Genomic DNA, 24,306 nt, shown 5'->3' on the forward strand with positions numbered 1-24,306 from the left:
CACGAGGAGTTGGCAATGTTCGAACTCGATGGACACGTGGCGCTCGTGACCGGAGCCGGCCAGAACATGGGCGCGGGCGCGGCGCGGGCCCTGGCCGCACAGGGGGCGGCGGTCGCCGTGAACGATCTCGTCGCCGACCGCGCCGAAGCGGTCCGAGACGAGATCGAGGCCGCCGGCGGCAGGGCGGTCGCGGTCCCCTTCGACGTGCTGGATCCCGACGCGGTGCGAGCAGGCGTCGCCGCCGCGGGCGAGGCGTTCGGGCACCCGGTCGACATCCTCGTCAACAACGCCGGAATCCATTCCGACATGGTCGCCCGGCCGTTCCGCGCGCTCGATCCCGCGCTGTGGCGCGGCCCGGTGGACATCAACATCTTCGGATCCCTGAACTGCATCCACGCGGTGATCGAGGACATGGTCAGCGCACACTGGGGCCGCGTCATCCAGATCTCCTCCGGAGCCGGGCGCACGGGCCTGGCGATCGGCGTCGCCCTGTACGGCGCGGGGAAGAGCGGCATCGAGGGCTTCGTCCGGCACCTTTCCCAGGAGGTCGCGAAGGAGGGGATCACCGCGAACACCCTGGCCCTCGGGATGATGGACAACTCGACCGAGAACCCCGATGTCACCCGGGCCCTGGCGGGCATGGTCCCGACAGGGCGCCTCGGCACACCCACCGACGTCGGTGCCGCCGTCGTCTTCCTCGCGGCCGAGGAGACCTCGTGGCTGACCGGCCAGACGATCAACCTCAACGGCGGCTCCACCATGAACTGAGCCGCATACGGTGTCCGCACCCGCCACGCGGACACCGTCGACGGACACGGCGGTGCGTCTGCCAGGGTCGTCGCCCTCGGTGCGGATGTCGCGGCCCGCATCCGGGCGCCAGCCGGGCAGCGCACCGAGCAGGTGCGCGACAATCCCGACAACGTGTATGAACGCGCTTGAACACGACGTTCTCGGGCTCGTCGACGAGACCGCCGCAGGTGTCCGCAGGTCGGTAGGCCGCCACATCGGCAGATCGGCAGCTCGGGTGAGAAGGAGGTCGGTTCGTGGCCGACACGCAACTGGTGATGGGTGCGAGCGGTTTCCTCGGTTCGCATGTGACGCGGCAGCTGGCGGAGCGCGGCGACGACGTGCGGGTCTGGATCCGCAGGACCAGCTCGACGGTGGCCTTCGACGACCTGCAGGTCGAGCGCGTCCACGGCGAGCTGACCGACGACGCCGCGTTGGTGGAGGCGATGCGCGGGGTCGACACCGTCTACTACTGCATCGTCGACGCCCGGGCCTGGCTGCGTGACCCGGCACCGCTGTTCGCGACGAACGTCGAGGGGCTGCGGCACGCGCTCGACGCCGCGGTCGAGGCGAAGGTGCGACGCTTCGTGTTCTGCAGCACCGTCGGCACGATCGGCCGCTCCGACGACGGTGGCCCGGCCGACGAGGACGACCCGAACACCTGGAAGCACCTGGGCGGGCCGTACATCCAGGCCCGGGCCGACGCCGAGGACCTCGTCCTTCAGTACTGCCGCGAGCGTGACCTGCCCGGGGTCGTGATGAACGTTTCGACGACCTACGGGGCTCCCGACCACGCCTCACCGCACGGCCAGCTGGTCGCCGACGCCGCCCGCGGCAAGATGCCGATCTACTTCGGCAAGGCGTCGATGGAGGTCGTCGGCATCCGGGACGCCGCCCGCGCGTTCCTGCTCGCCGCGGAGAAGGGCCGGGTCGGCGAACGGTACATCATCAGCGAGAGCTACATGACCTGGAAGGAACTGGTGACGATCGCCGCCGAGACGGGCGGGGTGAAGCCGCCGCGGATCGGGATCCCGATCCCGGTGATGAAGGTCATCGGCCGCCTCGGCGACTTCGGGCAGAAGGTGCTGCGGCGCGACACCGTGATGAACAGCGTGAGCGTGCGGCTCATGCACTTCATGCCTCCGCTGGATCACAGCAAGGCCACGCGCGAGCTGGGCTGGGAGCCCTCCCCCACCGCCGACGAGATCCGCGAGGCCGCCAACTTCTACCTCGAGCGCGACCGCACGAAGGCCCAGGCCGCCTGACGCGAGGCGGACTGCCGCGGCCCCGGGCTCGGCTCAGCCACCGGGGCCGCTGCGCCCGCCCAGCCGACGCGGTCGGCCAGCCCGCGGCCGCGGTGTTACCTCCGTGCGATCCCGTCCGTCTCCTCCCTGTCAGCCGCGAGAAGGAACATCTCGGCGAGGAGTGAAAGAGGATGACGATGCAGGCACGGATGAAGAACCCGGCGCTGCTGCTGCCGCACGGCATGGAGGCGATACAGGCCCTGTACAAGGCGATGGCCGCGGGCGGGGTCGACCCGAGGACGATGGAGCTCGTTCATCTGCGGGCGAGCCAGATCAACGGTTGTGGGGCCTGCGTGCACGCGGGCGTGACGAACGCCCGCAAGGCCGGGGAGAGCGACGATCGGCTGCACGCGACGGCCGGCTGGTACGACTCGCCGCTGTTCGACGACGCCGAGCGGGCCGCACTCGTGCTCACCGAGGCGGTCACCCGCCTGAGCGACCGGCCCGGTCAGGTCACCGACGAGATCTGGGCCGAGGTGTCGAAGCACTACGACGAGCAGCAGCTCGCCGCCATCATCCTGATGATCGCGACGACGAACTTCTTCAACCGGATCAACACCACGATCAAGGAGCCCGCGGGCACGACCTGGAGCTGACCAGATCAGGTGGTCGTCGCCGGTGCGGGGCGGTTCCGCGGAACCGCCCCGCACCGCACCGCCCCACAGAAACGCCTATGTCACGGGCAGGTCCGGTAGGCGCAGCCGTTCGAGGCGGGCCGGGTCGGCCAGCACGTCGATCGCGACGATGACACCGGCACGTACCGCGAAGCCCATGACCGACAACGGCGTCCCGGCGACGGTCACGACCACGCCCGCTGCGCCGTCGACCAGCACCGGGTGGACGGCTGCGTCCGGCCGGGCGAACATCAGCGCTCGGCGGGCCACCGCTGCCGCACCCCGCACCACCGCGGTGACGGACGGCCGGTCCGAGCCGCCGTCGGCGCGCATGATGACCTCCGGGGCCAGCAGGCCGAGCAGGCCCTCGAAGTCACCGGCCCGTGCGGCCGTGAAGAACGCCTGGACCACCGCGTGGTCAGCGGTCCGGTCCGCCGCCGTTGCCGGCTGCCGCGCGCGGTCGCCACCGAGGGCGTTGCCCTGGACCCGTTGGCGGGCGCGGCTCGCGAGCTGTTTCGTGGCCGCCGGTGTCCGGCCGAGGATCACGGCGATGTCGGCCATCGGGACCGCGAACAGGTCGTGCAGGACGTAGACGATCCGCTCGGGCGGGCTGAGCGTCCCGAGGACGACGTCCAGGGCGAGCCCGACCGCGTCGGCGAGCAGCGCCTCGTGTTCGGGGTCGGCGCCCGTGACCGGGGCGACGACCGGATCGGGCAGGTGTACGTCCAGGGGCACATCGCCATCGAGGGACTGCTCCCGCCGGCTTGCCCGGGCCCGCAGCATGTCCAGGCAGATCCGGCTGGTGACGGTGGTGAGCCAGGCCCGCAGGTTCAGCACCTCGCCGACGTCGGATCGGCTCAGCCGGACCCAGCATTCCTGCACCGCGTCGTCCGCGTCGTCCCACGAGCCGAGCAGGCGGTACGCGACCGACCGCAGGTACGGCCGTTGCTCACCGAACCTTTCCGCCAACAGCTCCAGCCCAGTCACCGACCCACCGCCCCCTTCGCCCACCCCCGGCCCTGCCGCCGCGCTGCCACGATCTGGACGGAGTGGATCAACCCGAGGTAACACCGGAACGCTTCGTGGGCGTTCGGGCCTCCTTCATCCCACGGTTCGCGAGCCGGTCGGCGCGCTCGTTGTCGGGGTGCCCCGCGTGCCCTTTCACCCAGAGCCATTCGATGGTGTGCCGGCCGGCCAGGACGTCCAGCTGCTGCCAGAGGTCGGCGTTCTTGACCGGCTTCTTGTCGGCGGTCAGCCACCCGTTGCGTTTCCAGCGCGGCAGCCATCCGCTGACGCCGTTGCGCAGGTACTGGCTGTCGGTGTGCAGGCGCACCGTGGAGGGGCGGGTGAGCGCCTCCAACGCCCTGATGGCGGCGAGCAGCTCCATCCGGTTGTTCGTGGTCTCGGCGGCCTCCCCGCCGTACAGCGTCTTCTCGTGTGCCCCGTAGCGCAGCACGGCACCCCAGCCGCCCGGACCGGGGTTGCCGCTGCAGGCCCCGTCGGTGAAGATCTCCACTCCGGTCACGAAATCCCTCTCCCCGGCGGCGGCTTCTTCGATGGGTCCGTCACCCACGCGGGGCGCCGTCAGCTGGCGGAGGGCTGGCGCAGGGGCAGGCGGACCCTGATCATGGTGTCGCCGGGCTTCGACTCGATCGTGATCGTGCCGCAGTGGCGCTCGACGACGATACGCCGCGCGATGTCGAGGCCGAGCCCGGTGCCCTTGCCGACGTCCTTGGTCGTGAAGAAGGCCTCGAAGGCACGGGCGGCGACCTCCGGCGGCATCCCGGGCCCGTCGTCGCCGATCTCGACTATCACCGCGCCACCGCCGGCGCTGGTGTCATTGTCGCGTGAGGTGGTCAGGCGCAGCGTGCCGGCGCCGTTCATCGCGTCGACCGCGTTGTCGATGAGGTTGGTCCACACCTGGTTGAGCTCGCCGGCGTGGGCGTCGACGGTGGGGACGTCGGCCCCGTACCGCCGTTCCACCCGCACTCGTGCCGGCATTTTGTGCCGCAGCATCACCAGGGTGCTCTCCAGGCCCTGGGTGACGTCCACGTTCTGCATGGACGCCTGGTCGAGGTGAGAGTAGGTCCGGACGGCGGAGACCAGCTCGGAGATGCGCCGGGTCGACTCGCCGATCTCGGTCAGCAGGCGGGGTGCGTCGAAAGTGCTCGCGAACCATTCGAACGCCGGTGCCAGCGCCGCGCCGCCGTGGGCGCCGTCGCCGAGTCCGCCCGCGCCGAGGACGTCGCCGACGCGGTCGCACCAGGCGGTGTCGGCGCCGGCGGCGGCCAGCGCCGGGGCGAAGGCCCAGCCGCGGTCGACACCACGTGCGGCCATCCACGAGGACAGGTCCTCCTGGCGGTCCGACAGGTCGAGCGGGTCGACCGGCCCGGGTGGCGGGACGACCTCGCGGCGCAGCTCGTCGAGCTGGAGGAACTGGCTGGCGGAGATCTCCGCGCCGGCGAGCCGGTTGAGCGCCGAGAGCAGGGTGGCGCACACCGCCTGCAGGGACTGGGTGGCCCGCACCGCGGCGGCCGCCGGGTTGTTGATCTCGTGGGCGAGGCCGGCGGCGAGTGTTCCCAGGGTGACGAGGGCGTCCCGCTGGCGGACGGTGGACTCGATGGTGCGGGCCGTCCCGAAGACGCCCTGGATGAGATGGGTGCCGAGCGGGAACCAGGCATCACACAGGCTGCGCAGCCGCCCGGCCGGCACGCGCAGCACCCGCCCGGCGGTGGCGACGCGGCCGGTGGCGAGGTACACGCCCTGCGGGTCGAACGCGCGGAAGCCACCGGCCCACCGGCCGGGCTCGTCCATCCTGCCGACCACGGTCTCCTCGCGGTCGGTGCGCCGCACCAGGTCGATCGTGCCGTCGATCAGGACCCACCAGGCGTCGGCGTACTCGCCGTGGCGGAACAGCTCCTGACCGGGGCTGACGTGGACCTCCTCCCCCGCCGCGGCAAGCTGCCTGAGCTGCTCGTCGTGCAGGCCGGCGACGATCGGCAGGCCGCGCAGGTCATCGACCAGGCCGCCGGCCGGGTCACTGGCCTGACCGCCGACCTGGCCGCCGGCGGGGCCACCGGGCTGGTCGCCGCCCTGGTCGCCGGGCGGCATCAGCTCAGCCCCAGGTACCGGTGGACGAGGTGGATCGACATCGCGCCGTCCCCGACGGCGGAGGCGACCCGCTTCATGGAGTCGAGCCGCACGTCGCCGGCGGCGAAGACCCCGGGCAGGCTCGTCTCCAGCGCGAACGGCTCGCGGGCGTGCGGCCACCGGCCGGCGAACGCCGGGGCGGCCAGGTCCGGGCCGGTGACGACGAAGCCCTGCCCGTCGCGGACGACGGCGTCGCCGAGCCAGTCGGTGCGCGGGGACGCCCCGATGAACACGTACAGCCAGTTCGACGCCAGTGTCTGCTCGGTTCCGGCGGCGCGGTCGGCGATGGTCAGCGACTCCAGGTTCTTGTCGCCGTGCGCGGCGACGACCTCGCTGCGGACCCGCACCTCGATGTTCGGCGCGGCCTCGATCCGCTCGATCAGATAGCTCGACATGGTGGCCTCCAGCGACGGGCCGCGCACCACGATGACGACTTCCCTGGCGTGGCGGGCGAAGTTCAGGGCCGCCTGGCCGGCGGAGTTCGCGGCGCCGACGATGACGACGACGTCCCCCTGGCACCCGGCGGCGTCGCTCGCCGACGCACCGTAGTACACCCCGCTGCCGGTGAGCCCGTCGAGCCCCGGTGCCTCGAGCCGCCGGTAGGAGACACCGGTGGCCACGATCACGGCGTGGGCCTCGATCTCGCCGCCGTCGGCGAACAGCACGGCGTGCACCGGCCCGCGCGGCTCGACGCCGACGACGTCGCGGGCGAGCACCATCTCGGCGCCGAACCGGGAGACCTGGGCGACGGCCCGATGGGCCAGATCGGCGCCGGTCAGGCCCTTCGGGAACCCCAGGTAGTTCTCGATGGCCGCGCTTTGCCCGGCCTGCCCGCCGGGGGCCTGCCGTTCGATGACGACGGTGCTCAGCCCCTCGGACGCGGCGTACACCGCCGCCGCCAGGCCCGCCGGGCCACCGCCGATGATGCACACGTCGTACAGCCGCTGGTCGGCCTCCGTGCGCAGCCGCAGCGAGCGGGCCAGATCGAGCGCCGACGGCGCGCGCAGCGGCTCGCCGTCCGGGACGAGGACGAGCGGCAGGTGTTCGGGTGCGACGCCGGCCAGCTCCCCGAGCCGCCGCCCCTCGGCGTCACGTTCGATGTCGTACCACTGGTAGGGCACATGGTTACGGGCCAGGAACGTCTTCACCTCATGGCTGCCGGCCGACCAGCGGTGGCCGACGACCCGCACCTGGCCGGTCTGGTCCGGATGCGCCCGGCGCCAGTCGGCGAGCAGGTCGTCCAGCACGGGGAACAGTCGCTCCCGGGGCGGGTCCCACGGCTTGAGCAGGTAGTAGTCGAGGCCGATGTCGTTGATCGCCCTGATCGCGGCGTCGGTGTCGGCGTACGCGGTCAGCAGCAGGGTCTTCGCGCCGGGCGCGTGCACGCGGGCCTGCTCCAGCAGCGCGATGCCGGTCATCTCGGGCATCCGCTGGTCGGTGACGATCAGGGCGACCGGCTGCTCGCGCAGCGCGAGCCGGGTGAGGACGCCGAGTGCCTGCTCACCCGAGGTGGCGGCGACGATCCGGTAGTCGGCTCCGTACTGCTCGCCGAGGTCCCGGCTGATCGCCGCGGAGACCTCCGGATCGTCGTCCACCGTCAGGATGGTCGGTCTGGCCATGAAGCTCACCCCAGTCAGCGGTTGCGCGGCCAACCCCCCACAAAGTGACCGTCTCGGAGCAAACTACCGGCCTGACCGGCCCAGTAGTGCCACTGTCCGGCGAGCCGGGACGCCGCGGAGATCGCCCGGTCCACCCGCCCGACCATGGGCGTGCCTCGCTTTCGGGGCGGCTGACTGACTTTCGGGGCGCCTGGCCGCCACCGACGAGTTGATCCTCACCAGGGCAGGCGGCAGGCTCTCGGAAACGTCACACCGGGCTGGCGGCGAAGCCTTTTCAGAGAGGTACCTATGACAGACCTGGGGATTGAAGGACCGCGGTTACACCGGTCGGGCCGCGGCGGCACGTTCCGTGCCGTAGTCGGTGTGCGTGTCGGTGCGCTGGTGGTCGCGGCGCTGCTGCTGCCGGTGCTCGCGGCCTGCTCCGGCTCGATCACCGGCGAACGCCCCGACTCGGCCGGACGGACGTCGTCCGAGCACGGGAGCGACTCCGCCGAGACGACGGCGGCACCGACCGCGGTCACCCGGACGACGCCACGGGCGGACGGGCCGGCGGCGGACCTCGCCACCGAGCTCACCGGCGGCAACGGCGTGTTCATCGGGTCGCCGACGCCCGCGGACCTGGAGCCCGCCGGCTACGTGCAGCACGAGTACGTCGCCGCCGGCACCGCCACCTCCTACCGCTCCGAAGGGGAGCTGAGCTCCGACGGCCGGTGGACCTTCACCCCGGACGGCTCCGCGCCCTACCGCACCCGGGTGCTGGTGCGCCGGCCGGCGCAGACCGAGCGGTTCAGCGGAACCGTCGTCGTCGAATGGCTCAATGTCAGCGGCGGTGTGGACGCCGACCCGGAGTGGACCAGCCTGCAGGAGGAGATCACCCGGCGCGGTGACGTCTGGGTCGGCGTCTCGGCGCAGCGCATCGGCATCCTCGGCGGGCCGGTTCTGGTGACCGCGCCCGGCGCCGAAGGCATCGCCGGGCGGGGCCTGCGCGCGATCGACCCGGCCCGGTACGGGACGCTCACCCATCCCGGTGACGGTTTCTCGTTCGACATCTACACCCAGGTCGCCCGCGCGGTCGGCACCGGCGCCGGGCTGGACGGGGCGAAGCCGTCGGTCATCGTCGCGGCCGGCGAGTCGCAGTCGGCGGCGGCACTCGTCACCTACATCAACGGCGTGCAGCCGCTCACCGCCGAGTTCGACGGCTTCTTCGTGCACAGCCGCGGCGCCGCCGGGCTGCCGCTGGTCGGTGCCGACCAGCCGGCCGACCTCGCCGGTGCCCTGCAGGGCGCGCCGACGGCCCTGCGCACCGACCTGGACGCCCCGATCCTCAACGCGCAGACCGAGTCCGACCTGCTCGGCGTGCTCAACTCGTACAAGGCCCGCCAGCCTGACAGCGAGCGGTTCCGGCTCTGGGAGGTCGCCGGCACCGCGCACGCCGACGCGCACCTGCTCGGCCCGAACGCGGACAAGATGAACTGCGGCGTGCCGATCAACAACGGGCCGATGCACGTCGTCGCCAAGGCCGGCCTGCGGGCGCTCACGACGTGGATCACCACCGGGAACGCCCCGAAGGCCGCCCCGCTCATCGAGGTGACTCCGGGCGCGACTCCGCAGATCCGCCGGGACGCCGACGGCATCGCGCTCGGTGGCATCCGCACCCCACCGGTCGACGTCCCGGTCGCCGCGCTGTCCGGCGCGCAGGGCCCGGACCCGTCGGTGCTGTGCCTGCTGCTCGGCTCGGCGAAGCCGCTGCCCGCCGACCGGCTCGCCGCGCTCTACCCGGACCGGGCGACCTACCAGCAGCGTTACGACGCCGCCGTCGACAGCACCGTCACCGCCGGCTACGCCCTTCCGGAGGACCGCACCGCCCTCGCGGCCTTCGCCGAGCCGGACAGGGTCAGCTAGGGGATACGGACGGCCATCGTCGGCCTCACCCGGCTGGCTGCCCTCGTTCTGACCCTCCCCGGTTGGCCGGGAATCCGGCGTTCACTCACGCGCGCCAGCCGGGAGGGTCCCCAGCGCTTTGTGTCCAGCCGTTGTGGCGGATGCCATAAAAACGACTCCGATAGTAAAAACGAATATCTTCGTGCTTATGCTCCCGACGTCGAGCTTCTACGAGGTGTCGAGATCGGGAGGTCGGATGCACCCGGAACCGCGGCACGTCCGCCCGGCAGGTGACGCCGGGCCCGGCACCGGGGGCGGCGGGGGCGGCGGGCGGGCCCGTCGGCACGGCGCGCTGGCCACCGACAGCCGGCTCGGCCTGCTGGCCGCCCTGCGAGCGGCCGGCCGGCCGCTCGACGCCCGGGAACTCTCCCAGACCACCGGGTTCGCCGTCTCCACCGTGCGCTTCCACCTGGACGTCCTGGTCGGAGCCGGCCTGGTCAGCGCCCGGCCGGAACCCCGTTCCGCCCCCGGCCGACCGAGGGTGACCTACTCACCCGTCGCGGCCGGTGCGACGGCCACCGACCCGGCCGACGACGACGGCGGAGCCGGCTACGAACACGAACAGCTGCTGTTCGTGCTCGCGGAGAACCTGGCCGACACCCCCGCCGAACGTGCCCGGATCGCGCGCCGGGCCGGACAGGCCTGGGCCAGCCGACAGGTCGAGAATCCCCCGTCAGCCCCCGCCGTAGGACCGGACGCCGGCCCGGGCTCCGGCCCGGCGGAACAGGCACGCACGGTCGACCAGACGACCGCTGTCGACCAGGCGGCCGCGGTGTTCGCCGAACTCGGCTTCGATCCCGAAGTCGAACCAGCCGACGCCCCGGGTGCCCCGGGCATCCCGGGGGTGGGCCGGCGGATGCTGCTGCACTCCTGCCCGTTCCGGGCCGTGGCGGCGGCCCACCCCGACGTCATCTGTTCGGTGCACGCGGGCCTGCTCTCCGGCCTGCTCGAACGACTGGGCAGCCCGCTGGTGCCGCGCGTCGTGCCGTTCGTCGAACCAGACCTGTGCATCGCCCACCTCGATGCCCCGCCGTCAGCAGGGCCGGCCTTCGACGGCCCTGCTGACGGCTCCATCCCGTCCGGGCTTCTCCCCTCATCCATCCCGGACCCATCCACCCCCTCAGGTTCCGTAGCCGGCGGAACCGGGTCAGGAGGACGACTCGTGCTCTCCATCGAATCGGCCGCCGTCGTGCGCGCCACCGCCCCGGTCGTCGCCGCCCACAGCGTCGAGATCACTTCGGCGTTCTACCCGCGGCTGTTCAGCGCGCATCCCGAGCTGCTGCGCCTGTTCAACCAGGGCAACCAGGCCAACGGCGACCAGCGGCGGGCGCTGGCGGCCTCGGTGGTCGCCTACGCCACGCAGCTCATCGACCCGCAGGCCCCGTCGTTCCAGCCCGTGCTCGAGCGGATCGCCCACAAGCACGCCTCCCTGGGGGTGCTCCCCGAGCAGTACACCGTCGTCGGCCGGAACCTGCTCGCCGCCGTGGGCGACGTGCTCGGCGACGCCGTCACACCCGAGATCGCCGCCGCGTGGGACGAGGTGTACTGGCTGTTCGCCTGCCAGCTCATCGCCGAGGAAGCCCGTGTCTACCAGCGGGCCGGGGTGGACCCGAGGCACATCTGGCGCCCCTGGGAGGTCATCCGCCGCACCGAGGAGACGCCCGACGTCATCTCGCTGCTGCTGCTCCCCGCGGACGGCCAGCCGGCACCGCCCTGGCAGGCCGGGCAGTACGTGTCGGTCGCCGTCGACCTTCCGGACGGACGACGCCAGCCCCGGCAGTACACCATCTCCACAGCTCCCGGACGGGCCGGGATGCGCCTGACCGTCCGCCGGGTGCGTGGGGCGGACGGAAACCCGGACGGGGCGGTCTCCTCGTTCCTCCACGACAGCGTCGACGTCGGCACGACGCTGGACGTGAGCCAGCCCTTCGGGGACGTCGTCCTCGACGACAGCTTCGATCCGCTGCTGCTGGTCAGTGCGGGAATCGGCATCACTCCGATGGTCGCGATGCTCGACCACGTCACCCGTACGCGGCCGGACCGGCGCGTCGTCGTCGCCCACGCGGACCATTCCCCGCGGTCCCACCCGGTGCGCGACGAGGTGCGGATGCTGGGCCGCCAGCTGCGCGGGTTCGAGCAGCTCGCCTGGTACGAGCAGTGCGACGAGGCGCCCGAGCCCGGGGTCGAGGCCGGCCTGATCGACGCCGACAAGCTTCCGGTCCCGGACGGCGTCCGGGCCTACCTGTGCGGGCCGCTGCCGTTCATGCGGGACGTCCGGGCCAGCCTGCTCCGCCGTGGCGTGCCCGCCGAGAACATCCGGTACGAGGTCTTCGGCCCCGACCTGTGGGCCGGCCAGCTCTGACACCGGCCCCGGATCAGGCGATCCCGTCGATCACGGCCTGGACCCTGCTTCGCAGACCCTCGGGAAGCGGCGCGTAGCCGAGTGCGGCGGCCGCTTCCTGACCTGCCGCGGAGGAGACGTAGGTCAGGAAGGACCTGACCAGCGCGCTCTGGGAGGACTTCAGGCCCCTGGTACAGACGATCTCGTAGGTCACCAGGTAGACCGGGTAGGCGCCCGCCGTCATGGCGGAGTAGTCGTTCGCGAAGCTGAGATCACCACCGGTGCCGGTGATCCGCGCCGAGCTGAGGCCCTCCGTCACACCGTCGGTGGAGACGTCGGTGAACTCGCCGGCGCCGTTCTCGATTCTCGCGGTCTGAAGATCGGCGTTCTCCGCGGACGCAAGATCGAGATAGCCGACGGAGTTCGGTGTGTTCCTGACGGCCACCGCGAGGCCGTCGCTGCCTTTCGCCCCCTCACCGCCGGGGGCCTCCCAGCCGACGCCCGAGCCGTACGTCCAGGCGTCCCCGGCGGCGGCGTCCAGGAACGTTGTCAGGGTGTCGGTGACGCTGCCGCTGTCCGAGCGGTGAACACCTTGTATGGCCGTGTTGGGCAGTTTCACACCTGGGTTGTCGGCGGAGACCTCCGATGAGTTCCAGACGAGGATCTGGCCGGAGAAGATCCCGGCGAGCGTGGCGGGAGACAGGCGCAGCCCGTCCACACCGGGCAGGTTGTAGACGATCGCGATCGGCGTGACGGCCATCGGAAGCTCCGCGGCGACGCCACCCGTGCAACGTGCGTCGGCCCCGCGCTTCTGGTCACCCTCGAGCATCGAGTCCGAGCCCGCGAAGTCGACCTGCGCGGCGGCGAACTGCGCACGTCCCGAGCCCGAGCCGGTGGGCTGATAGGTGATCGTCGCGCCCGAGCAGTGGTTCTGGTAGTTCGCGATCCACTGATCCATCGCGTTCTTCTGGGCGGTGGATCCCTGCGCGACGATCGCTCCGGTGGCACAGGAGACATCAGACAGGGAGGAGCCTCCGGGCGTGGACGAGGAGGACGCCGCTGAGGTCGCCGTTACTCCACCCGGGGTCTCGGCCCGCGCACCCCCCTTGTCGTCATCGCCCGTGCGGACGACTGCGAGCACGACCACGAGCGTGAGGACGAGAGCGGCCGAGGCCAATGCCCCGAGCAGCCGACCACGGGACCGACGGCTCCGGACTGGGACTGGGACTGGGCCGTCATCCGATTCCTGATGGAGCGGACCGTCGCGGAACGGCGGATCGCCCTGATGGAGCGGACGAGGCGGCGGTCCTGGTAACGACGGCAGCGCCGAGACCGGCAGCGTCTCGTCGGACGCCGCGGAAACCGCCGCCTCCGGAACCGGCGGCCCGGCGACGGACGGCCCGGGAGCCGTCGGCCCGGGAGCAGGTGCGGGGGTGGCGGTGGGGGTGGGGGTGGGGCGGCCGCCGACCAGTTCGAGGAAGAGGTCGTGTGCGGTCGGGCGCTCGGCCGGGTCCTTGCGCATCGCGCGTTCGACGAGCGGCCGCAGGCCCGCGTCCAGGCCCGTGAGGTCCGGTTCCTCGTTGACGGCCCGGAAGAGGATCACCGGGGTGGGCCCCTCACCGTAGGGCAGCCGCCCCGTACCGGCGAACAGGAGCACGCCGCCCCAGGCGTAGACGTCCGCCGCGGCCGTCACGGGCTGGCCGAGAGCCTGCTCGGGGGCCATGAAGGCCGGTGTGCCGATGCCGCCCTGGGTCATCATCGTCGTCACGTCGAGGGCGCGGGCGATGCCGAAGTCGATGACGCGCGCCCCGGACGACGACAGCATGATGTTGCCCGGTTTGAGGTCACGGTGGACCACGCCGGCGGCGTGGATCGCGGTCAGCGCCGAGGCGACGGCCACCGCGAGCCGTTCCAGCTCCGTGATCGGCAGCGGGCCCCGCTTCCGCACCGCGGTCGACAGGTCGGGGCCGTCGATGAACTCGGTGACCAGGTAGGGACGCCGGCCGTCCACGCTGACGTCGAGCACCTCCGCGGTGCAGAACCTCGCGACCCGCTGCGCGGCGTGCGCCTCACGCAGGAACCGCTCGCGGAACTCGGGCACCCGCGCGAGGTCACCGCGGATCACCTTCAGCGCGACGGGCGGGCTCTGCCCGTCACGGCGCGCCAGGTACACCGTGCCCATCCCGCCACCACCGAGACGGCCCAGCACCGTGTACGGTCCGACGGTTCGCGGGTCGTCGTCGTCCAGCGGATCCATATCTGGTACGTCCACGGCACGCCCCCTCGAACCGTCCATCACCAGGACGGACCCTACTGGTGATGGTGGTGCCACTCATCCGGCACGAGGTGGTGGGGCCCGGTCGCGTTCGAGTGGATGCTCGTCCGTTGCCGCGTTCAGGCTCGTCACGCTCCGGACCAGCGGTAGGTTGCTGTTCGTGTCCGAACTCGATCCCACTGTTTCCACACCTGCCGAGGCACTCGCGGTCCTGCAGGAAGGCAACGCGCGTTTTGTGCGGGGCGAACGGCTGCACCCGAACCAGGACGCCGACCGGCGATCGGCGGTGGCGCCCAGGCAGCAGCCGTTCGCCGTGCTGTTCGGATGTTCCGATTCCCGACTGGCAGCCGAGATCATCTTCGATCGAGGGCTGGGAGACCTCTTCGTGGTCCGGACCGCCGGGCATGTCGCGGGTCCCGAGGTGCTCGGCAGCATCGAGTACGGCGTGGGCGTGCTCGGCGCGCCCCTCGTCGTCGTTCTCGGACACGACGCGTGTGGCGCCGTCACCGCAGCGTCCGAGGCGGATCGTGACGGGAGCGCGCCGGCGGGCTATATCGGGGACCTCGTCGAGCGGGTCATGCCAAGCGTGCTGTCCGCGAGGGCAGCCGGGCACACCGACATCGACGCGTTCGTGCACACGCACATCCGGCGGACGGTGGACAGCCTGGTCGGCCGGTCAGTCCTGCTCGCGACCGAGGTCGCCGCGCGACGTTGTGCGGTGGTCGGCCTGTCCTACCAGCTCGCGGGGGGCACCGTCAGCGTGGTCAACAGCCATGGACCGGTGCCCGCGGCCTCCCGATGACCCGCGCCGCTCCGGGATGGATACTCGTCAGTTCCGGTGCGTGCCTGTCAACGGGCGGTGAATGTGGTGGTGGTGCGGCGTCCGTCCTGGGCCGGTCGGCACCGCCGGGATCTCGGGACGCCGGCTGACCGGGCCACCTTCGCGACGTTGCACACCGCCTCGCTGGCCGCGCCGCACCTGCGTGCCGGGCTGACCCGGGACGGGGCGGTCCGCTCCGTCCGGCATCTGCGCACGCTGCTCGGCACCGACGCGGTGGCCCTCGTCGACACCGCCACGACGCTGGCGTGGGACGGTTCCGGCGGTCACCACGCACCGGCGGCCAGCGGGCACGCCCAGCCGGTGCTACGCGATGGTCGCACGCTGGTACTCGGGCCGGCGGAGATCGCCTGCGACGACGCGGCCTGCCCGCTGCGCGCCGCGGTGATCGTGCCGGTGACCAGCGAGGGCCAGGTCGTCGGCGCCCTCGCCGCCTACGCGCCGGACATCGGTGCCAGCCTGGTGCGCGCGGCGGTGGAGGTGGCCCGCTGGGTGTCCGCGCAGATCGAGCTGGCGGAGCTGGAGGCGTCCCGGACGCGGGCCGTCGAGGCGGAGCTGCGTGCGCTGCGGGCGCAGATCAGCCCGCACTTCGTCTACAACTCGCTGGCCGCGATCGCGTCTTTCGTCCGCACCGACCCGGAACGGGCCCGGGAGCTGCTGCTGGAGTTCGCCGACTTCACCCGGYASGCCTTCCGGCGCGGCGGTGAGTTCACCACGCTCGCCGACGAGATGCGCAACATCGAGCGCTACCTGGAGCTGGAGAAGGCCCGCTTCGGCTCCCGGCTGCGGGTGCAGGTGCTCGTCGCGCCGGAGGTGCTGCCGGTGGTGGTCCCGTTCCTGTGCGTGCAGCCGCTGGTGGAGAACGCCGTCCGGCACGGGCTGGAGGGCCGGTCCGGCGTCGGGAAGGTCTCCCTCGGTGCGACGGACGACGGCGCCCAGGCCCACATCTGGGTTGAGGACGACGGCGCCGGCTGTGATCCCGAGGTGATCCGCCGCGCCCTGGCCGGCGACCCGGCCGGCGACTCGATCGGCCTCGGCAACGTGGACGCCCGGCTGCGCCAGGTTTTCGGCGACGACTGCGGGCTGGTCGTCGAGACGGCCCCCGGCGCCGGAACGAAGGTGAGCTTCCGCGTCCCCAAGTTCGCCCCCGGTGTCCGCCCCGGCGCCAGCCCGCGCTGACGTCCGACGTCCGCCGTCAGACGTCGGCTGTCAGACGTCCGATGTCAGAGGTGCGGCGCGACCTCGGCGGCGACCAGCGCCAGGTGGTCGAGGTCGGTCAGGTCGAGCAGCTGCAGGTAGATCCGGCTGGCGCCGGCGCCGCTCGGGCCGTAGGCGGTGAGCTTCTCGACGACTTCGGCCGGGGTGCCGGCCAGGCCGTTCTCCCGCAGCTCGCCCAGGTCGCGGCCGATCCGCTCGGCACGGAGCTTCAGCTCCGCCTCGTCCCGGCCGCAGCACAGCACCAGGGCCGCGGAGTAGACCAGCTCGTCCGGGTTCCGGCCGGCGGCCTCGGTGGCCTGGCGGACCCGGGTGAACTGAGCGGAGGTCCGGTCCGCCGAGGCGAACGGGACGTTGAACTCGGAGGCGTACCGGGCCGCGAGCGCCGGTGTCCGGGTCGCGCCGTGGCCGCCGATGATGATCGGCGGGTGGGGCCGCTGGACGGGCTTGGGCAGCGCTGGGCTGTCGGTCAGCGTGTAGTGCTCGCCCTGGTGGGAGAAGGTCTCACCGGTGGGTGTCGTCCACAGCCCGGTGATGATCGCGAGCTGCTCGGTCAGCCGGTCGAACCGCTCGCTCGTGGCGGGGAACGGGATGCCGTAGCCCGCGTGCTCCTCGGTGAACCACCCGGCGCCCAGGCCCAGCTCGACTCGTCCACCGCTCATCTCGTCGACCTGGGCGACCGAGATGGCCAGCACACCCGGCAGCCGGAAGGTCGCGGACGTCACCAGGGTGCCCAGCCGGATGCGGCTGGTCTCCCGGGCGATGCCGGCCAGGGTGATCCAGGAGTCGGTCGGCCCCGGCAGCGGGCTGCCCGGCCCCATCCGCAGATAGTGGTCGGAGCGGAAGAAGGCGTCGAACCCTCCCTCCTCCGCCGCCCGGGCCACGGCGAGCTGCTGCGCGTAGGAGGCGCCCTGCTGAGGCTCGATGAACACTCGGAGATCCATACCCCTACCCTGTCAAACTCGTTTGGTTCCGCAACGGACGGGCGCTTCGACCCCGGCACGTGTCCGGCGCCGACGCCCCCCCCGGCCGGGGCTCGCTAGACGGTTCGGTTCGTCAGCGCGACGGCAGGCCGAGGCGTTCGAGGATCTCGCGCAGCCGGTGCCGGCCCGCCATCGAGTCCGGGCCGGCGAGACGGGACAGTGCTCGGTCGCTCCAGTTGCCGTCGAGGCCGAACCGGGCGTTGTAGGCGGACAGCCGCACGTCGTAGGCCGGGATGTGCGCGTCCGCGGCGACGTCGTAGCGCTCCCGGTGCAGGACCGCCTCCCGCGGCAGCCGCGGCTTGACGTCCGCCGCCTCGGTGGGGTCGGGTGTGCCGACGGCCAGCCCGAAGGCGGCCACCGCGTGCGGCGGCAGACCCAGCTCGGCGGCGATCTCCTCGGGTCGGTTGCGCACGGCGCCGACGAACACGGTGCCCAGGCCCAGCGACTCGGCGGCGACCGCGGCGTTCTGGGCGGCCAGCGCGGTGTCGACGAAGCCGACGATCGTGGTCTCCAGGTAGTCCACGGCGCCTACCTGCGTCCCGGCCCGCTCGGCCAGCCGGTGCACCCGGCTGAGGTCGGCGATCCAGACCAGGAACAGCGGGGCCTGCGCGATGAACGCCTGGTTCCCGGCGAGCACGGCCAGCCGGGCCCGGCGCTGCGGGTCGCGCACCGCGACGACGCTCCACACCTGCAGGTTGGACGACGTCGACGCGGACTGTGCCGCAGCGATGATGGCGGCCAGCTCATCGTCGCTGACGTCGCGTGGCCCGAACCTGCGGACCGAGCGATGCGCGAGCTGCAGCCTGAGCACATCGTTGATCGCGTCGAGCTTGGCGGCGGGATCGCCGTAGCGGGCGGCGGCAGGCATCAGGAGCGGACCTCACAGGAGTCGTCGGCAGGTGTCGAACAGGAAACCGGAAACAGTAAAATCATATTCTCGATCGACTTATCGTAGATAGCCGATCGTGGCGGCGCCTCTGAGAGGCTCCTTACTCCGAGCGGCGGGAACCCCCGACCACTAAGGACCCACCCGGCGTCGTCCGGCTGACCGCTCGACCAGTCGACCGGCCGGCTGACCTGCGACAGGGCGTGACCCGCGGCCCTCGCGTGTGACGCGCACCTCGTCGTAAGGTACGGATCATGGTCGTGGCGCGGCAGCGGGCCCGGGACGAGGGCGCACGGTTACGTGCCCTGGTGGTCGACGACGAGGCGCCCGCGCTCGCGGAACTGCGCTGGCTGCTCGAACAGGACGCCAGGGTCGGCCAGGTCTGCGCGGCGGGCAGCTCGGAGCAGGCCCTGCGCCTGCTCGACACCGTGCCCTTCGACGTGGTCTTCTGCGACATCCGGATGCCGGGCCTGGACGGGCTCGGCCTCGCCCGGGTGCTGGCCCGGTTCTCCGAGCGCCCGCAGGTCGTGTTCGTCACCGCCTACGACCGGCACGCCATCGACGCCTTCGAGGTGCGGGCCACCGACTACCTGCTCAAGCCGGTGCGGCCGGAACGGCTGGGCGAGGCCGTCCGCCGGGTGCTGGACGCCGCCGGCAGCCGCGACGCCACCCCGGCCGACGACGACGAGACGATCGCCGTCGAGCTCGGCGGGGTGACCAGGTTCGTCCACCGCTCCGAGGTCACCTATGTGATCGCCCATGGTGACTACGTCCGGCTGTACACCGCCACCGAATCCCACCTCCTGCGGGTTCCGCTGACCACGCTGGAACAGCGATGGGCGGCGGCGGGCTTCGTCCGGATCCACCGCAGTGCGCTGGTCGCCCTCGGGGCGGTCGACGAGCTGCGCAGCGACGAGGGCCGCTGCTCGGTGCGGATCGGTGAGCGGGTGCTCGCGGTCAGCCGCCGCCACACCCGGGAGCTGCGGGACCGGCTGGTCCGGGCCGCGAGCCCCGGCCGAGACCCTGGCCGGGAGCAGAGTCGAGGCCGGGAGCGTGCCACCTGACCGCGGCCGGGTCACCAGACCCACTCGGCCCGTCCGCCCTGGTGGAGCCCGGGACGGGCGGCCTGCCCAGGCCTCCGGGGCCCCCGGGCAGCCGGGAGTGCCGGGGCTGTCCGGGCCGCCGGGCCGGGGCGGGCAGCCATCGCGGGTGCGGGTCACCTCACCGCGGATGTCGGCGGCCGTCGCCAGGCCGGCCCCGCGGCCGCACGCCACCCGGGACGTCGACGATTCGTCCGGGGTGCGTGAGGTCTACCTGCGTTCGTTGCTGCGGGTGCAGCGCCGGCTCGCGCTCGGTGTGCTCGGCGCGGTGGCCGTGCCGCTGGCTGCGGTCCCGGTGGTCTTCGCGCTGGTGCCGGCGATGTCGACGTACCGGGTCGCCGGTCTGCCGCTGCCCTGGCTGCTGCTCGGTGTGGCGGTGCATCCGCTGCTGCTGGCGGCGGCCGCCTGGTACGTCCGGCGGGTGGAGCGGACGGAGGCGGACTTCACGGACCTGCTGTCCGGCGACGGCGACCCCGGCAGCAGCGACCGCGACAGCGGCCGTTGATGCCGGCCACATCCGGACGGCGCCGGTGACCCAGGCGCTCGCGGTCGTCCTCGTCTGCGCGGCGACCGTCGCCGTCGGTGCGCTGGGGCTGCGGCTGTCCCGCACCACCAGCGACTTCTATGTCGCCAGCCGCATGGTCAGCCCGCGCTGGAACGCCTCGGCGATCGGCGGCGAGTACCTGTCCGCGGCCAGCTTTCTCGGGGTCGCCGGCCTGGTGCTCGCCGCTGGCACCGACATGCTCTGGTACCCCGTCGGCTACACCGCCGGGTACCTGGTGCTGCTGGTGCTCGTGGCGGCTCCGCTGCGCCGCTCCGGCGCCTACACGCTGCCCGACTTCGCCGAGATCCGGACGTCGTCGCCGGCCGTGCGCCGGGCCGCGTCACTGCTGGTGGTCGGTATCGGCTGGCTGTACCTGCTGCCCCAGTTCCGCGGCGCGGGGCTGACGCTGCGCACCGTCTCCGGCGCCCCGAGCTGGGTGGGCTCCACGGTCGTGGCCGTCGTCGTGGTGGCGAGTGTGGCCGCTGGCGGGATGCGCTCCGTCACCCTGGTGCAGGCGTTCCAGTACTGGCTGAAGCTGACCGCGATCGCCTTCCCCGCGCTGCTCCTGATCGTCGCGTGGGGCGCCGACGGCGCACCCGACCCGGTGGCCGACCGGCCGCCGGTCGCCGCCGAGACGATCACGGTCACGCTGGCCGACCCGGTCCGGGTGCAGGTGGACGTCCCGGTCACCCTCACCGTCGAAGGCACGGTCGACGGGGCGCCGGCCCGGGGCGCGCTGCCGTTGCCGGCGCCGGGCCAGCTGACGTTCGGCGCCGGGACGACCATCGTCATCCCGGCCGGTGCCGTGGTGCCGCGTGCCGAGGACGTCCCGGCCGGCGACGGCGCGAGCTGGGTGGCACCCGTCGCGGCCGACGGCGCCGACGACCACCCGGTGTACCGGACGTACTCGCTGCTGCTCGCTCTGCTGCTGGGGACGATGGGGCTCCCCCACGTGATCGTGCGCTTCTACACCAACCCCGACGGCCGGGCGGCCCGGCGGACCGCCGCGGTCGTCGTCGGGCTGCTCGGGGTGTTCTACCTGTTCCCACCGGTCTACGCCGCCCTCGGCCGGATCTACGCCCCCGACCTGCTGCTCACCGGGCGCACCGACGCGGTCGTCCTGCTGCTGCCGGAGCGGGTGCTGCCGGCCCCGTGGGGCGAGGCGATGTCGGCGCTGGTGACGGCCGGCGCGTTCGCCGCCTTCCTGTCGACGGCGAGCGGGCTGACGGTCTCCGTCGCCGGTGTCCTCAGCCAGGACCTGCTGCGCGGGCGGGCTCGCGCGAGCGTCGCCGGCTTCCGGGCCGGCTCGCTGATCGCTGTCGTGGTGCCGGCCGCGCTGTCCCTGCTGACGGTGCGGGTGGGCCTCGCCGACACGGTCGGCCTCGCGTTCGCGATGGCGGCGTCGACGTTCTGCCCGCTGCTGGTCCTCGGCATCTGGTGGCGGCGGCTGACCGCGGCGGGTGCGCTGGCGGGCCTGGCCACCGGCGGCCTGCTGGCCGGCACGGCGGTGATCGTGACGATGACGGGCATGGACGTCCCCGGGGTCGCGGGCGTGCTGTTGGCCCAGCCGGCGGCGTGGACGGTACCGCTGGCCTTCGTGGTCACGATCGCCGTCTCGCTGCTCACCCCGGGATCGGCCCCGGCCGACGCGGCGCGGGTACTGGTGCGCCTGCACGCTCCCGAGCGGCTGGCACTCGCCGCCCAACCGATGAACAGGCGGACGGCCACTAGCCTCTGACGAACTGCTCGCGGTATTCGGGCATACGTGCGGGTTCCGCGGGCTGCGGATCTCCCGTCAGTGTGGCGGCGCAGATCCACTGCGCGTAGACGATGACGTCGATCGCGGCATGGCAGAGGTCGCGTTCCTCGTTGCCCTGACTCCCTGCGACGCCGTGCAGGATGTCGGACAGCATCAGGAGCCGCGGGCCGTACTGGTCCTGCGGCCGGGTGATCATCGCGAGCTGCGCGATGCGGGCCGCGAGCTCCGTGATGTCGGCGTCGAAGGCCCGTCGCCACCCGGGGCTGCCGAGCTGCCGCCCGTGGATGCTCTGCTGACGCTCGTGGAGTTCCAGCCACAGGCCCTTGACGACCTCTCGGGCCACGCTGTGCCGCTCTTCGGCGCGATTCATCCGTAGCTGCACGTACGAGCCGAAGATGGTGAGGCCCGACCCGACCACAGCGCCGAGAACCGCGCTGACCACCACGTCGATCACGATCCAGACCTCCGGCCACGGGCACCGTTCACCCGGCAGGCTCCGCGTGGTGAGGGACAGCAGGCCAGTCGCGACATAGCCGACACGCGTCGCATCCTAAACGATCAGCCGCCCGCCGGGTGATCGACCAGAACACGGCTACGCCGTTCGTCGTGGGAAACCGACCGTTCGTCGACGGTCTGCGGACCGTCGAACGCCGCACGGGTGCCGCCGGTCGCAGCGCCCGGCGTGGTGCCTTCACGGGCAGGTGCGCGGCCGTGACAGTCGTCCGGAGGCGACAGGGAGATCACCCGTCGTCAACCGGGGGACGGACCGCACCGAGAGGGGAGACCGTGAGTACGACGCAGCTCGCGCCGGGCGATGACGGCGCGACGACCAGTGGGGCGTTAGGAGCTGGGACCGGGCCGGCTTCCGCACCCACCTACGCGGAGATCCAGCGCAGCGCCGAGTTCGCCGACCTTCGGCGCCGGTTCCGCCGGTTCGTCTTCCCGCTGACCGCGCTTTTCCTGGTGTGGTACTTCCTTTACGTTCTGCTCGCCGCGTTCGCGCCCGGGTTCATGGGTCACGAGCTGTTCGGGAACATCAACGTCGGGCTGCTGTTCGGGCTCGGCCAGTTCGTCTCGACGTTCGCGATCACGATGATCTACGCCCGCTGGGCTGGGCGGACGTTCGACCCCGCCGCCGAGGCGCTGCGTTCCCGCTTCGAGGCGGGCCGGCCGGCGGAGACGGGGCGGCTCGCCGAGACGGGGCAGCCGGCATGAGCGCGCTCAGTGCGGCCGCCGCCGGCACCACCGTCTCGCCGGGGTCGGCGCTGCTCGCCGCCGACACCGTCGGCAAGCCGGCGGTCAACATCACGATCTTCGCCCTGTTCGTCGTGATCACACTGGTGATCGTCATCAGGGTGTCGCGCGGCAACCGGACCGCCGCCGACTTCTACGCCGGCGGGCGGGCCTTCTCCGGGCGGCAGAACGGCATCGCCATCTCCGGTGACTACCTCTCGGCGGCGTCGTTCCTCGGTATCGCCGGGGCCATCGCGCTGCAGGGCTACGACGGCTTCCTCTACTCGATCGGCTTCCTCGTCGCCTGGCTGGTGGCGCTGCTGCTGGTCGCGGAGCTGCTGCGCAACACCGGCCGTTACACGATGGCCGACGTCCTGAGCTTCCGGCTGCGGCAGGGACCGATCCGGACGGCGGCGGCGGCCTCCACCCTGGCGGTGAGCTTCTTCTACCTGCTCGCGCAGATGGCGGGTGCCGGCGGCCTGGTCAACCTGCTGCTCGGCGTCTCCGGTGAGACCGGCCAGAACGTGACGATCGCCGTCGTCGGCGTCCTGATGATCGTGTACGTGCTGGTCGGCGGGATGAAGGGGACGACCTACGTCCAGATCATCAAGGCGGTGCTGCTGGTCGTCGGCGCCGCGGTGATGACCTTCTGGGTGCTCGGCAAGGCCGGGTTCGACCTGTCGTCGCTGCTCGGCGACGCGGTGGCGGCCAGCCCCAAGGGCGAGGCGGTGCTCGACCCGGGAGTCAAGTACGGCATCTCGAACCTCACCAAGATCGACTTTGTGTCGCTCTCGCTGGCGCTGGTGCTCGGCACCGCGGGCCTGCCGCACGTGCTGATGCGCTTCTACACCGTGCCGTCGTCCCTGGAGGCCCGGCGCAGCGTCGTCTGGGCGATCTGGATCATCGGCTGCTTCTACCTGTTCACCCTGGTGCTCGGCTACGGCGCGATGTACCTGGTCGGCGCGGACAAGATCAACGCCGCCCCGGGCAAGGCGAACTCGGCGGCACCGCTGCTCGCCTTCGAGCTGGGCGGGACGTTCCTGCTCGGCATCATCGCGGCGGTGGCGTTCGCGACGATCCTCGCGGTCGTCGCCGGCCTGACGATCACCGCGAGCGCGTCGTTCGCACACGACGTCTACAACAACGTCATCAAGAAGGGTGCCGCCGACCCGGAGTCGGAGGTGAAGGTCGCCCGGATCACCGCCGTCGTCATCGGCGTCGTCGCCATCGTCGGCGGCATCTTCGCCAAGGACCAGAACATCGCCTTCCTGGTGGCGCTGGCCTTCGCGGTCGCCGCGTCGGCGAACCTGCCGACGATCCTGTACTCGCTGTTCTGGAAGGGCTTCACCACCCGCGGGGCGCTGTGGAGCATCTACGGCGGCCTGACCTCGGCGATCGTGCTGATCGCGTTCTCCCCGGTCGTCTCCGGCAAGGTGGACGCGACCGGCGCCAGCGCATCCATGATCAAGGACACCTCGGTCGACTTCTCCTGGTTCCCGCTGGAGAACCCGGGCCTGGTGTCGATCCCGCTGGCGTTCCTGCTCGGCTGGCTCGGCTCGGTGACCTCCCGCGAACCGCTCAACGCGGAGAAGTTCGCCGAGATGGAGGTCCGGTCGCTGACCGGTGCCGGCGCGGAGAAGGCGACGGTCGCGGCCCACTGATCCGGTCGAACCGGTCGGGCTGGCCGGCCCGACCGGTGGCCCCGGGCCCGCTGGTGC

Annotated in this window: 20 protein-coding genes; 12 read left to right on the forward strand and 8 right to left on the reverse strand. The window is 72.3% G+C overall.

Annotated elements, in window-relative coordinates; all coding sequences use genetic code 11:
- Positions 1–15: 15 nt before the first annotated feature.
- The 3 genes from CcI49_RS05980 (at position 16) to CcI49_RS05990 (ending at position 2,686) form a co-directional block, all read left to right on the forward strand.
- The gene (locus CcI49_RS05980) at positions 16–768 is read left to right on the forward strand and encodes an SDR family NAD(P)-dependent oxidoreductase (RefSeq protein WP_076824832.1); all 753 of its coding nucleotides are present in this window, start codon (positions 16–18) and stop codon (positions 766–768) included.
- A 275-nt stretch (positions 769–1,043) separates the two neighbouring features.
- Positions 1,044–2,051, forward strand: a complete 1,008-nt coding sequence (locus tag CcI49_RS05985) for an NAD-dependent epimerase/dehydratase family protein (protein WP_083473388.1) — start codon at positions 1,044–1,046, stop codon at positions 2,049–2,051.
- Between the two features lie 176 nt (positions 2,052–2,227).
- Positions 2,228–2,686: a carboxymuconolactone decarboxylase family protein gene (locus CcI49_RS05990; RefSeq protein ID WP_054567935.1), complete on the forward strand. Its 459-nt coding sequence runs from the start codon at positions 2,228–2,230 to the stop codon at positions 2,684–2,686.
- Positions 2,687–2,761: 75 nt separating this feature from the next.
- Here CcI49_RS05990 and CcI49_RS05995 read toward each other — a convergent pair whose 3' ends face one another.
- From CcI49_RS05995 to CcI49_RS06010, 4 genes are all read right to left on the reverse strand, one after another.
- Positions 2,762–3,691, reverse strand: a complete 930-nt coding sequence (locus tag CcI49_RS05995) for a sigma-70 family RNA polymerase sigma factor (RefSeq protein WP_054567734.1) — start codon at positions 3,689–3,691, stop codon at positions 2,762–2,764.
- 67 nt (positions 3,692–3,758) lie between these two features.
- The gene (rnhA, locus tag CcI49_RS06000) at positions 3,759–4,277 is read right to left on the reverse strand and encodes a ribonuclease HI (RefSeq protein ID WP_235498034.1); all 519 of its coding nucleotides are present in this window, start codon (positions 4,275–4,277) and stop codon (positions 3,759–3,761) included.
- Between the two features lie 11 nt (positions 4,278–4,288).
- Positions 4,289–5,815, reverse strand: a complete 1,527-nt coding sequence (locus CcI49_RS44080; RefSeq protein WP_083749328.1) for an ATP-binding protein — start codon at positions 5,813–5,815, stop codon at positions 4,289–4,291.
- The gene (locus CcI49_RS06010) at positions 5,815–7,473 is read right to left on the reverse strand and encodes an FAD-dependent oxidoreductase (RefSeq protein WP_054567938.1); all 1,659 of its coding nucleotides are present in this window, start codon (positions 7,471–7,473) and stop codon (positions 5,815–5,817) included. The genes CcI49_RS44080 and CcI49_RS06010 overlap by 1 nt, the downstream gene beginning before the upstream one ends.
- Positions 7,474–7,761: 288 nt before the next feature.
- Here CcI49_RS06010 and CcI49_RS06015 point away from each other — a divergent pair, with 288 nt between their 5' ends.
- The gene (locus CcI49_RS06015) at positions 7,762–9,375 is read left to right on the forward strand and encodes an alpha/beta hydrolase domain-containing protein (protein WP_235498035.1); all 1,614 of its coding nucleotides are present in this window, start codon (positions 7,762–7,764) and stop codon (positions 9,373–9,375) included.
- A 235-nt stretch (positions 9,376–9,610) separates the two neighbouring features.
- A complete protein-coding gene (locus tag CcI49_RS39505; RefSeq protein ID WP_158230714.1) occupies positions 9,611–11,776 on the forward strand; it encodes a globin domain-containing protein in 2,166 nt (721 codons plus the stop codon).
- Between the two features lie 13 nt (positions 11,777–11,789).
- Here CcI49_RS39505 and pstS read toward each other — a convergent pair whose 3' ends face one another.
- Complete coding sequence (pstS, locus tag CcI49_RS43065) at positions 11,790–14,027, reverse strand: phosphate ABC transporter substrate-binding protein PstS (protein WP_347280103.1); 2,238 nt, start codon at positions 14,025–14,027, stop codon at positions 11,790–11,792.
- 163 nt (positions 14,028–14,190) lie between these two features.
- On the opposite strand from pstS, the gene CcI49_RS06040 reads away from it, so the two are divergent.
- Both CcI49_RS06040 and CcI49_RS06045 read left to right on the forward strand, forming a co-directional pair.
- Positions 14,191–14,832 (forward strand): carbonic anhydrase, encoded by a 642-nt coding sequence (locus CcI49_RS06040; RefSeq protein WP_076824986.1) that lies wholly within the window; start codon positions 14,191–14,193, stop codon positions 14,830–14,832.
- Between the two features lie 66 nt (positions 14,833–14,898).
- Positions 14,899–16,047, forward strand: coding sequence for a histidine kinase (locus CcI49_RS06045; protein ID WP_116437346.1), 1,149 nt, complete (start codon positions 14,899–14,901; stop codon positions 16,045–16,047).
- Between the two features lie 44 nt (positions 16,048–16,091).
- Here the strand turns inward: CcI49_RS06045 and CcI49_RS06050 are convergent, their stop codons facing one another.
- Both CcI49_RS06050 and CcI49_RS06055 read right to left on the reverse strand, forming a co-directional pair.
- Positions 16,092–17,027, reverse strand: a complete 936-nt coding sequence (locus CcI49_RS06050; protein ID WP_076824836.1) for an LLM class F420-dependent oxidoreductase — start codon at positions 17,025–17,027, stop codon at positions 16,092–16,094.
- 112 nt (positions 17,028–17,139) lie between these two features.
- On the reverse strand, positions 17,140–17,934 hold the full coding sequence (locus CcI49_RS06055; RefSeq protein ID WP_076824838.1) for a nitroreductase family protein: 795 nt from the start codon (positions 17,932–17,934) through the stop codon (positions 17,140–17,142).
- Positions 17,935–18,206: 272 nt separating this feature from the next.
- Here CcI49_RS06055 and CcI49_RS06060 point away from each other — a divergent pair, with 272 nt between their 5' ends.
- From CcI49_RS06060 to CcI49_RS06070, 3 genes are all read left to right on the forward strand, one after another.
- Positions 18,207–19,016: a LytTR family DNA-binding domain-containing protein gene (locus CcI49_RS06060; RefSeq protein ID WP_076824840.1), complete on the forward strand. Its 810-nt coding sequence runs from the start codon at positions 18,207–18,209 to the stop codon at positions 19,014–19,016.
- Between the two features lie 97 nt (positions 19,017–19,113).
- Positions 19,114–19,557 carry a hypothetical protein gene (locus CcI49_RS06065; protein ID WP_241839916.1) on the forward strand — a complete coding sequence of 148 codons (444 nt, stop codon included), beginning with the start codon at positions 19,114–19,116 and terminating at the stop codon, positions 19,555–19,557.
- A 25-nt stretch (positions 19,558–19,582) separates the two neighbouring features.
- Positions 19,583–21,334: a cation acetate symporter gene (locus CcI49_RS06070; RefSeq protein WP_076824842.1), complete on the forward strand. Its 1,752-nt coding sequence runs from the start codon at positions 19,583–19,585 to the stop codon at positions 21,332–21,334.
- On the opposite strand, the gene CcI49_RS06075 is transcribed toward CcI49_RS06070, so the two are convergent.
- Complete coding sequence (locus tag CcI49_RS06075; protein WP_054567742.1) at positions 21,324–21,809, reverse strand: hypothetical protein; 486 nt, start codon at positions 21,807–21,809, stop codon at positions 21,324–21,326. The two genes, CcI49_RS06070 and CcI49_RS06075, sit on opposite strands and share 11 nt — an antisense overlap.
- A gap of 332 nt (positions 21,810–22,141) precedes the next feature.
- On the opposite strand from CcI49_RS06075, the gene CcI49_RS06085 reads away from it, so the two are divergent.
- Positions 22,142–22,570 carry a DUF485 domain-containing protein gene (locus tag CcI49_RS06085; RefSeq protein ID WP_083473392.1) on the forward strand — a complete coding sequence of 143 codons (429 nt, stop codon included), beginning with the start codon at positions 22,142–22,144 and terminating at the stop codon, positions 22,568–22,570.
- Entirely contained in the window at positions 22,567–24,249 is a 1,683-nt protein-coding gene (locus CcI49_RS06090) for a cation acetate symporter (RefSeq protein WP_076824844.1), read from the forward strand. The genes CcI49_RS06085 and CcI49_RS06090 overlap by 4 nt, the downstream gene beginning before the upstream one ends.
- Positions 24,250–24,306 lie beyond the last annotated feature (57 nt).

The organism is Frankia sp. CcI49 (genome assembly GCF_001983215.1).
In the GTDB taxonomy this organism is placed as follows: domain Bacteria; phylum Actinomycetota; class Actinomycetes; order Frankiales; family Frankiaceae; genus Parafrankia; species Parafrankia irregularis.

Excerpts from the sequence above, each read along its gene's own strand:
- CcI49_RS05980 (WP_076824832.1), top strand. The coding sequence starts at position 16 with ATGTTCGAACTCGATGGACACGTGGCGCTCGTGACCGGAGCCGGCCAG.
- CcI49_RS05990 (WP_054567935.1), top strand. The coding sequence starts at position 2,228 with ATGCAGGCACGGATGAAGAACCCGGCGCTGCTGCTGCCGCACGGCATG.
- CcI49_RS44080 (WP_083749328.1), bottom strand. The coding sequence starts at position 5,815 with ATGCCGCCCGGCGACCAGGGCGGCGACCAGCCCGGTGGCCCCGCCGGC.
- CcI49_RS06010 (WP_054567938.1), bottom strand. The coding sequence starts at position 7,473 with ATGGCCAGACCGACCATCCTGACGGTGGACGACGATCCGGAGGTCTCC.
- CcI49_RS06015 (WP_235498035.1), top strand. The coding sequence starts at position 7,762 with ATGACAGACCTGGGGATTGAAGGACCGCGGTTACACCGGTCGGGCCGC.
- CcI49_RS39505 (WP_158230714.1), top strand. The coding sequence starts at position 9,611 with ATGCACCCGGAACCGCGGCACGTCCGCCCGGCAGGTGACGCCGGGCCC.
- CcI49_RS06050 (WP_076824836.1), bottom strand. The coding sequence starts at position 17,027 with ATGGATCTCCGAGTGTTCATCGAGCCTCAGCAGGGCGCCTCCTACGCG.
- CcI49_RS06055 (WP_076824838.1), bottom strand. The coding sequence starts at position 17,934 with ATGCCTGCCGCCGCCCGCTACGGCGATCCCGCCGCCAAGCTCGACGCG.
- CcI49_RS06060 (WP_076824840.1), top strand. The coding sequence starts at position 18,207 with ATGGTCGTGGCGCGGCAGCGGGCCCGGGACGAGGGCGCACGGTTACGT.
- CcI49_RS06090 (WP_076824844.1), top strand. The coding sequence starts at position 22,567 with ATGAGCGCGCTCAGTGCGGCCGCCGCCGGCACCACCGTCTCGCCGGGG.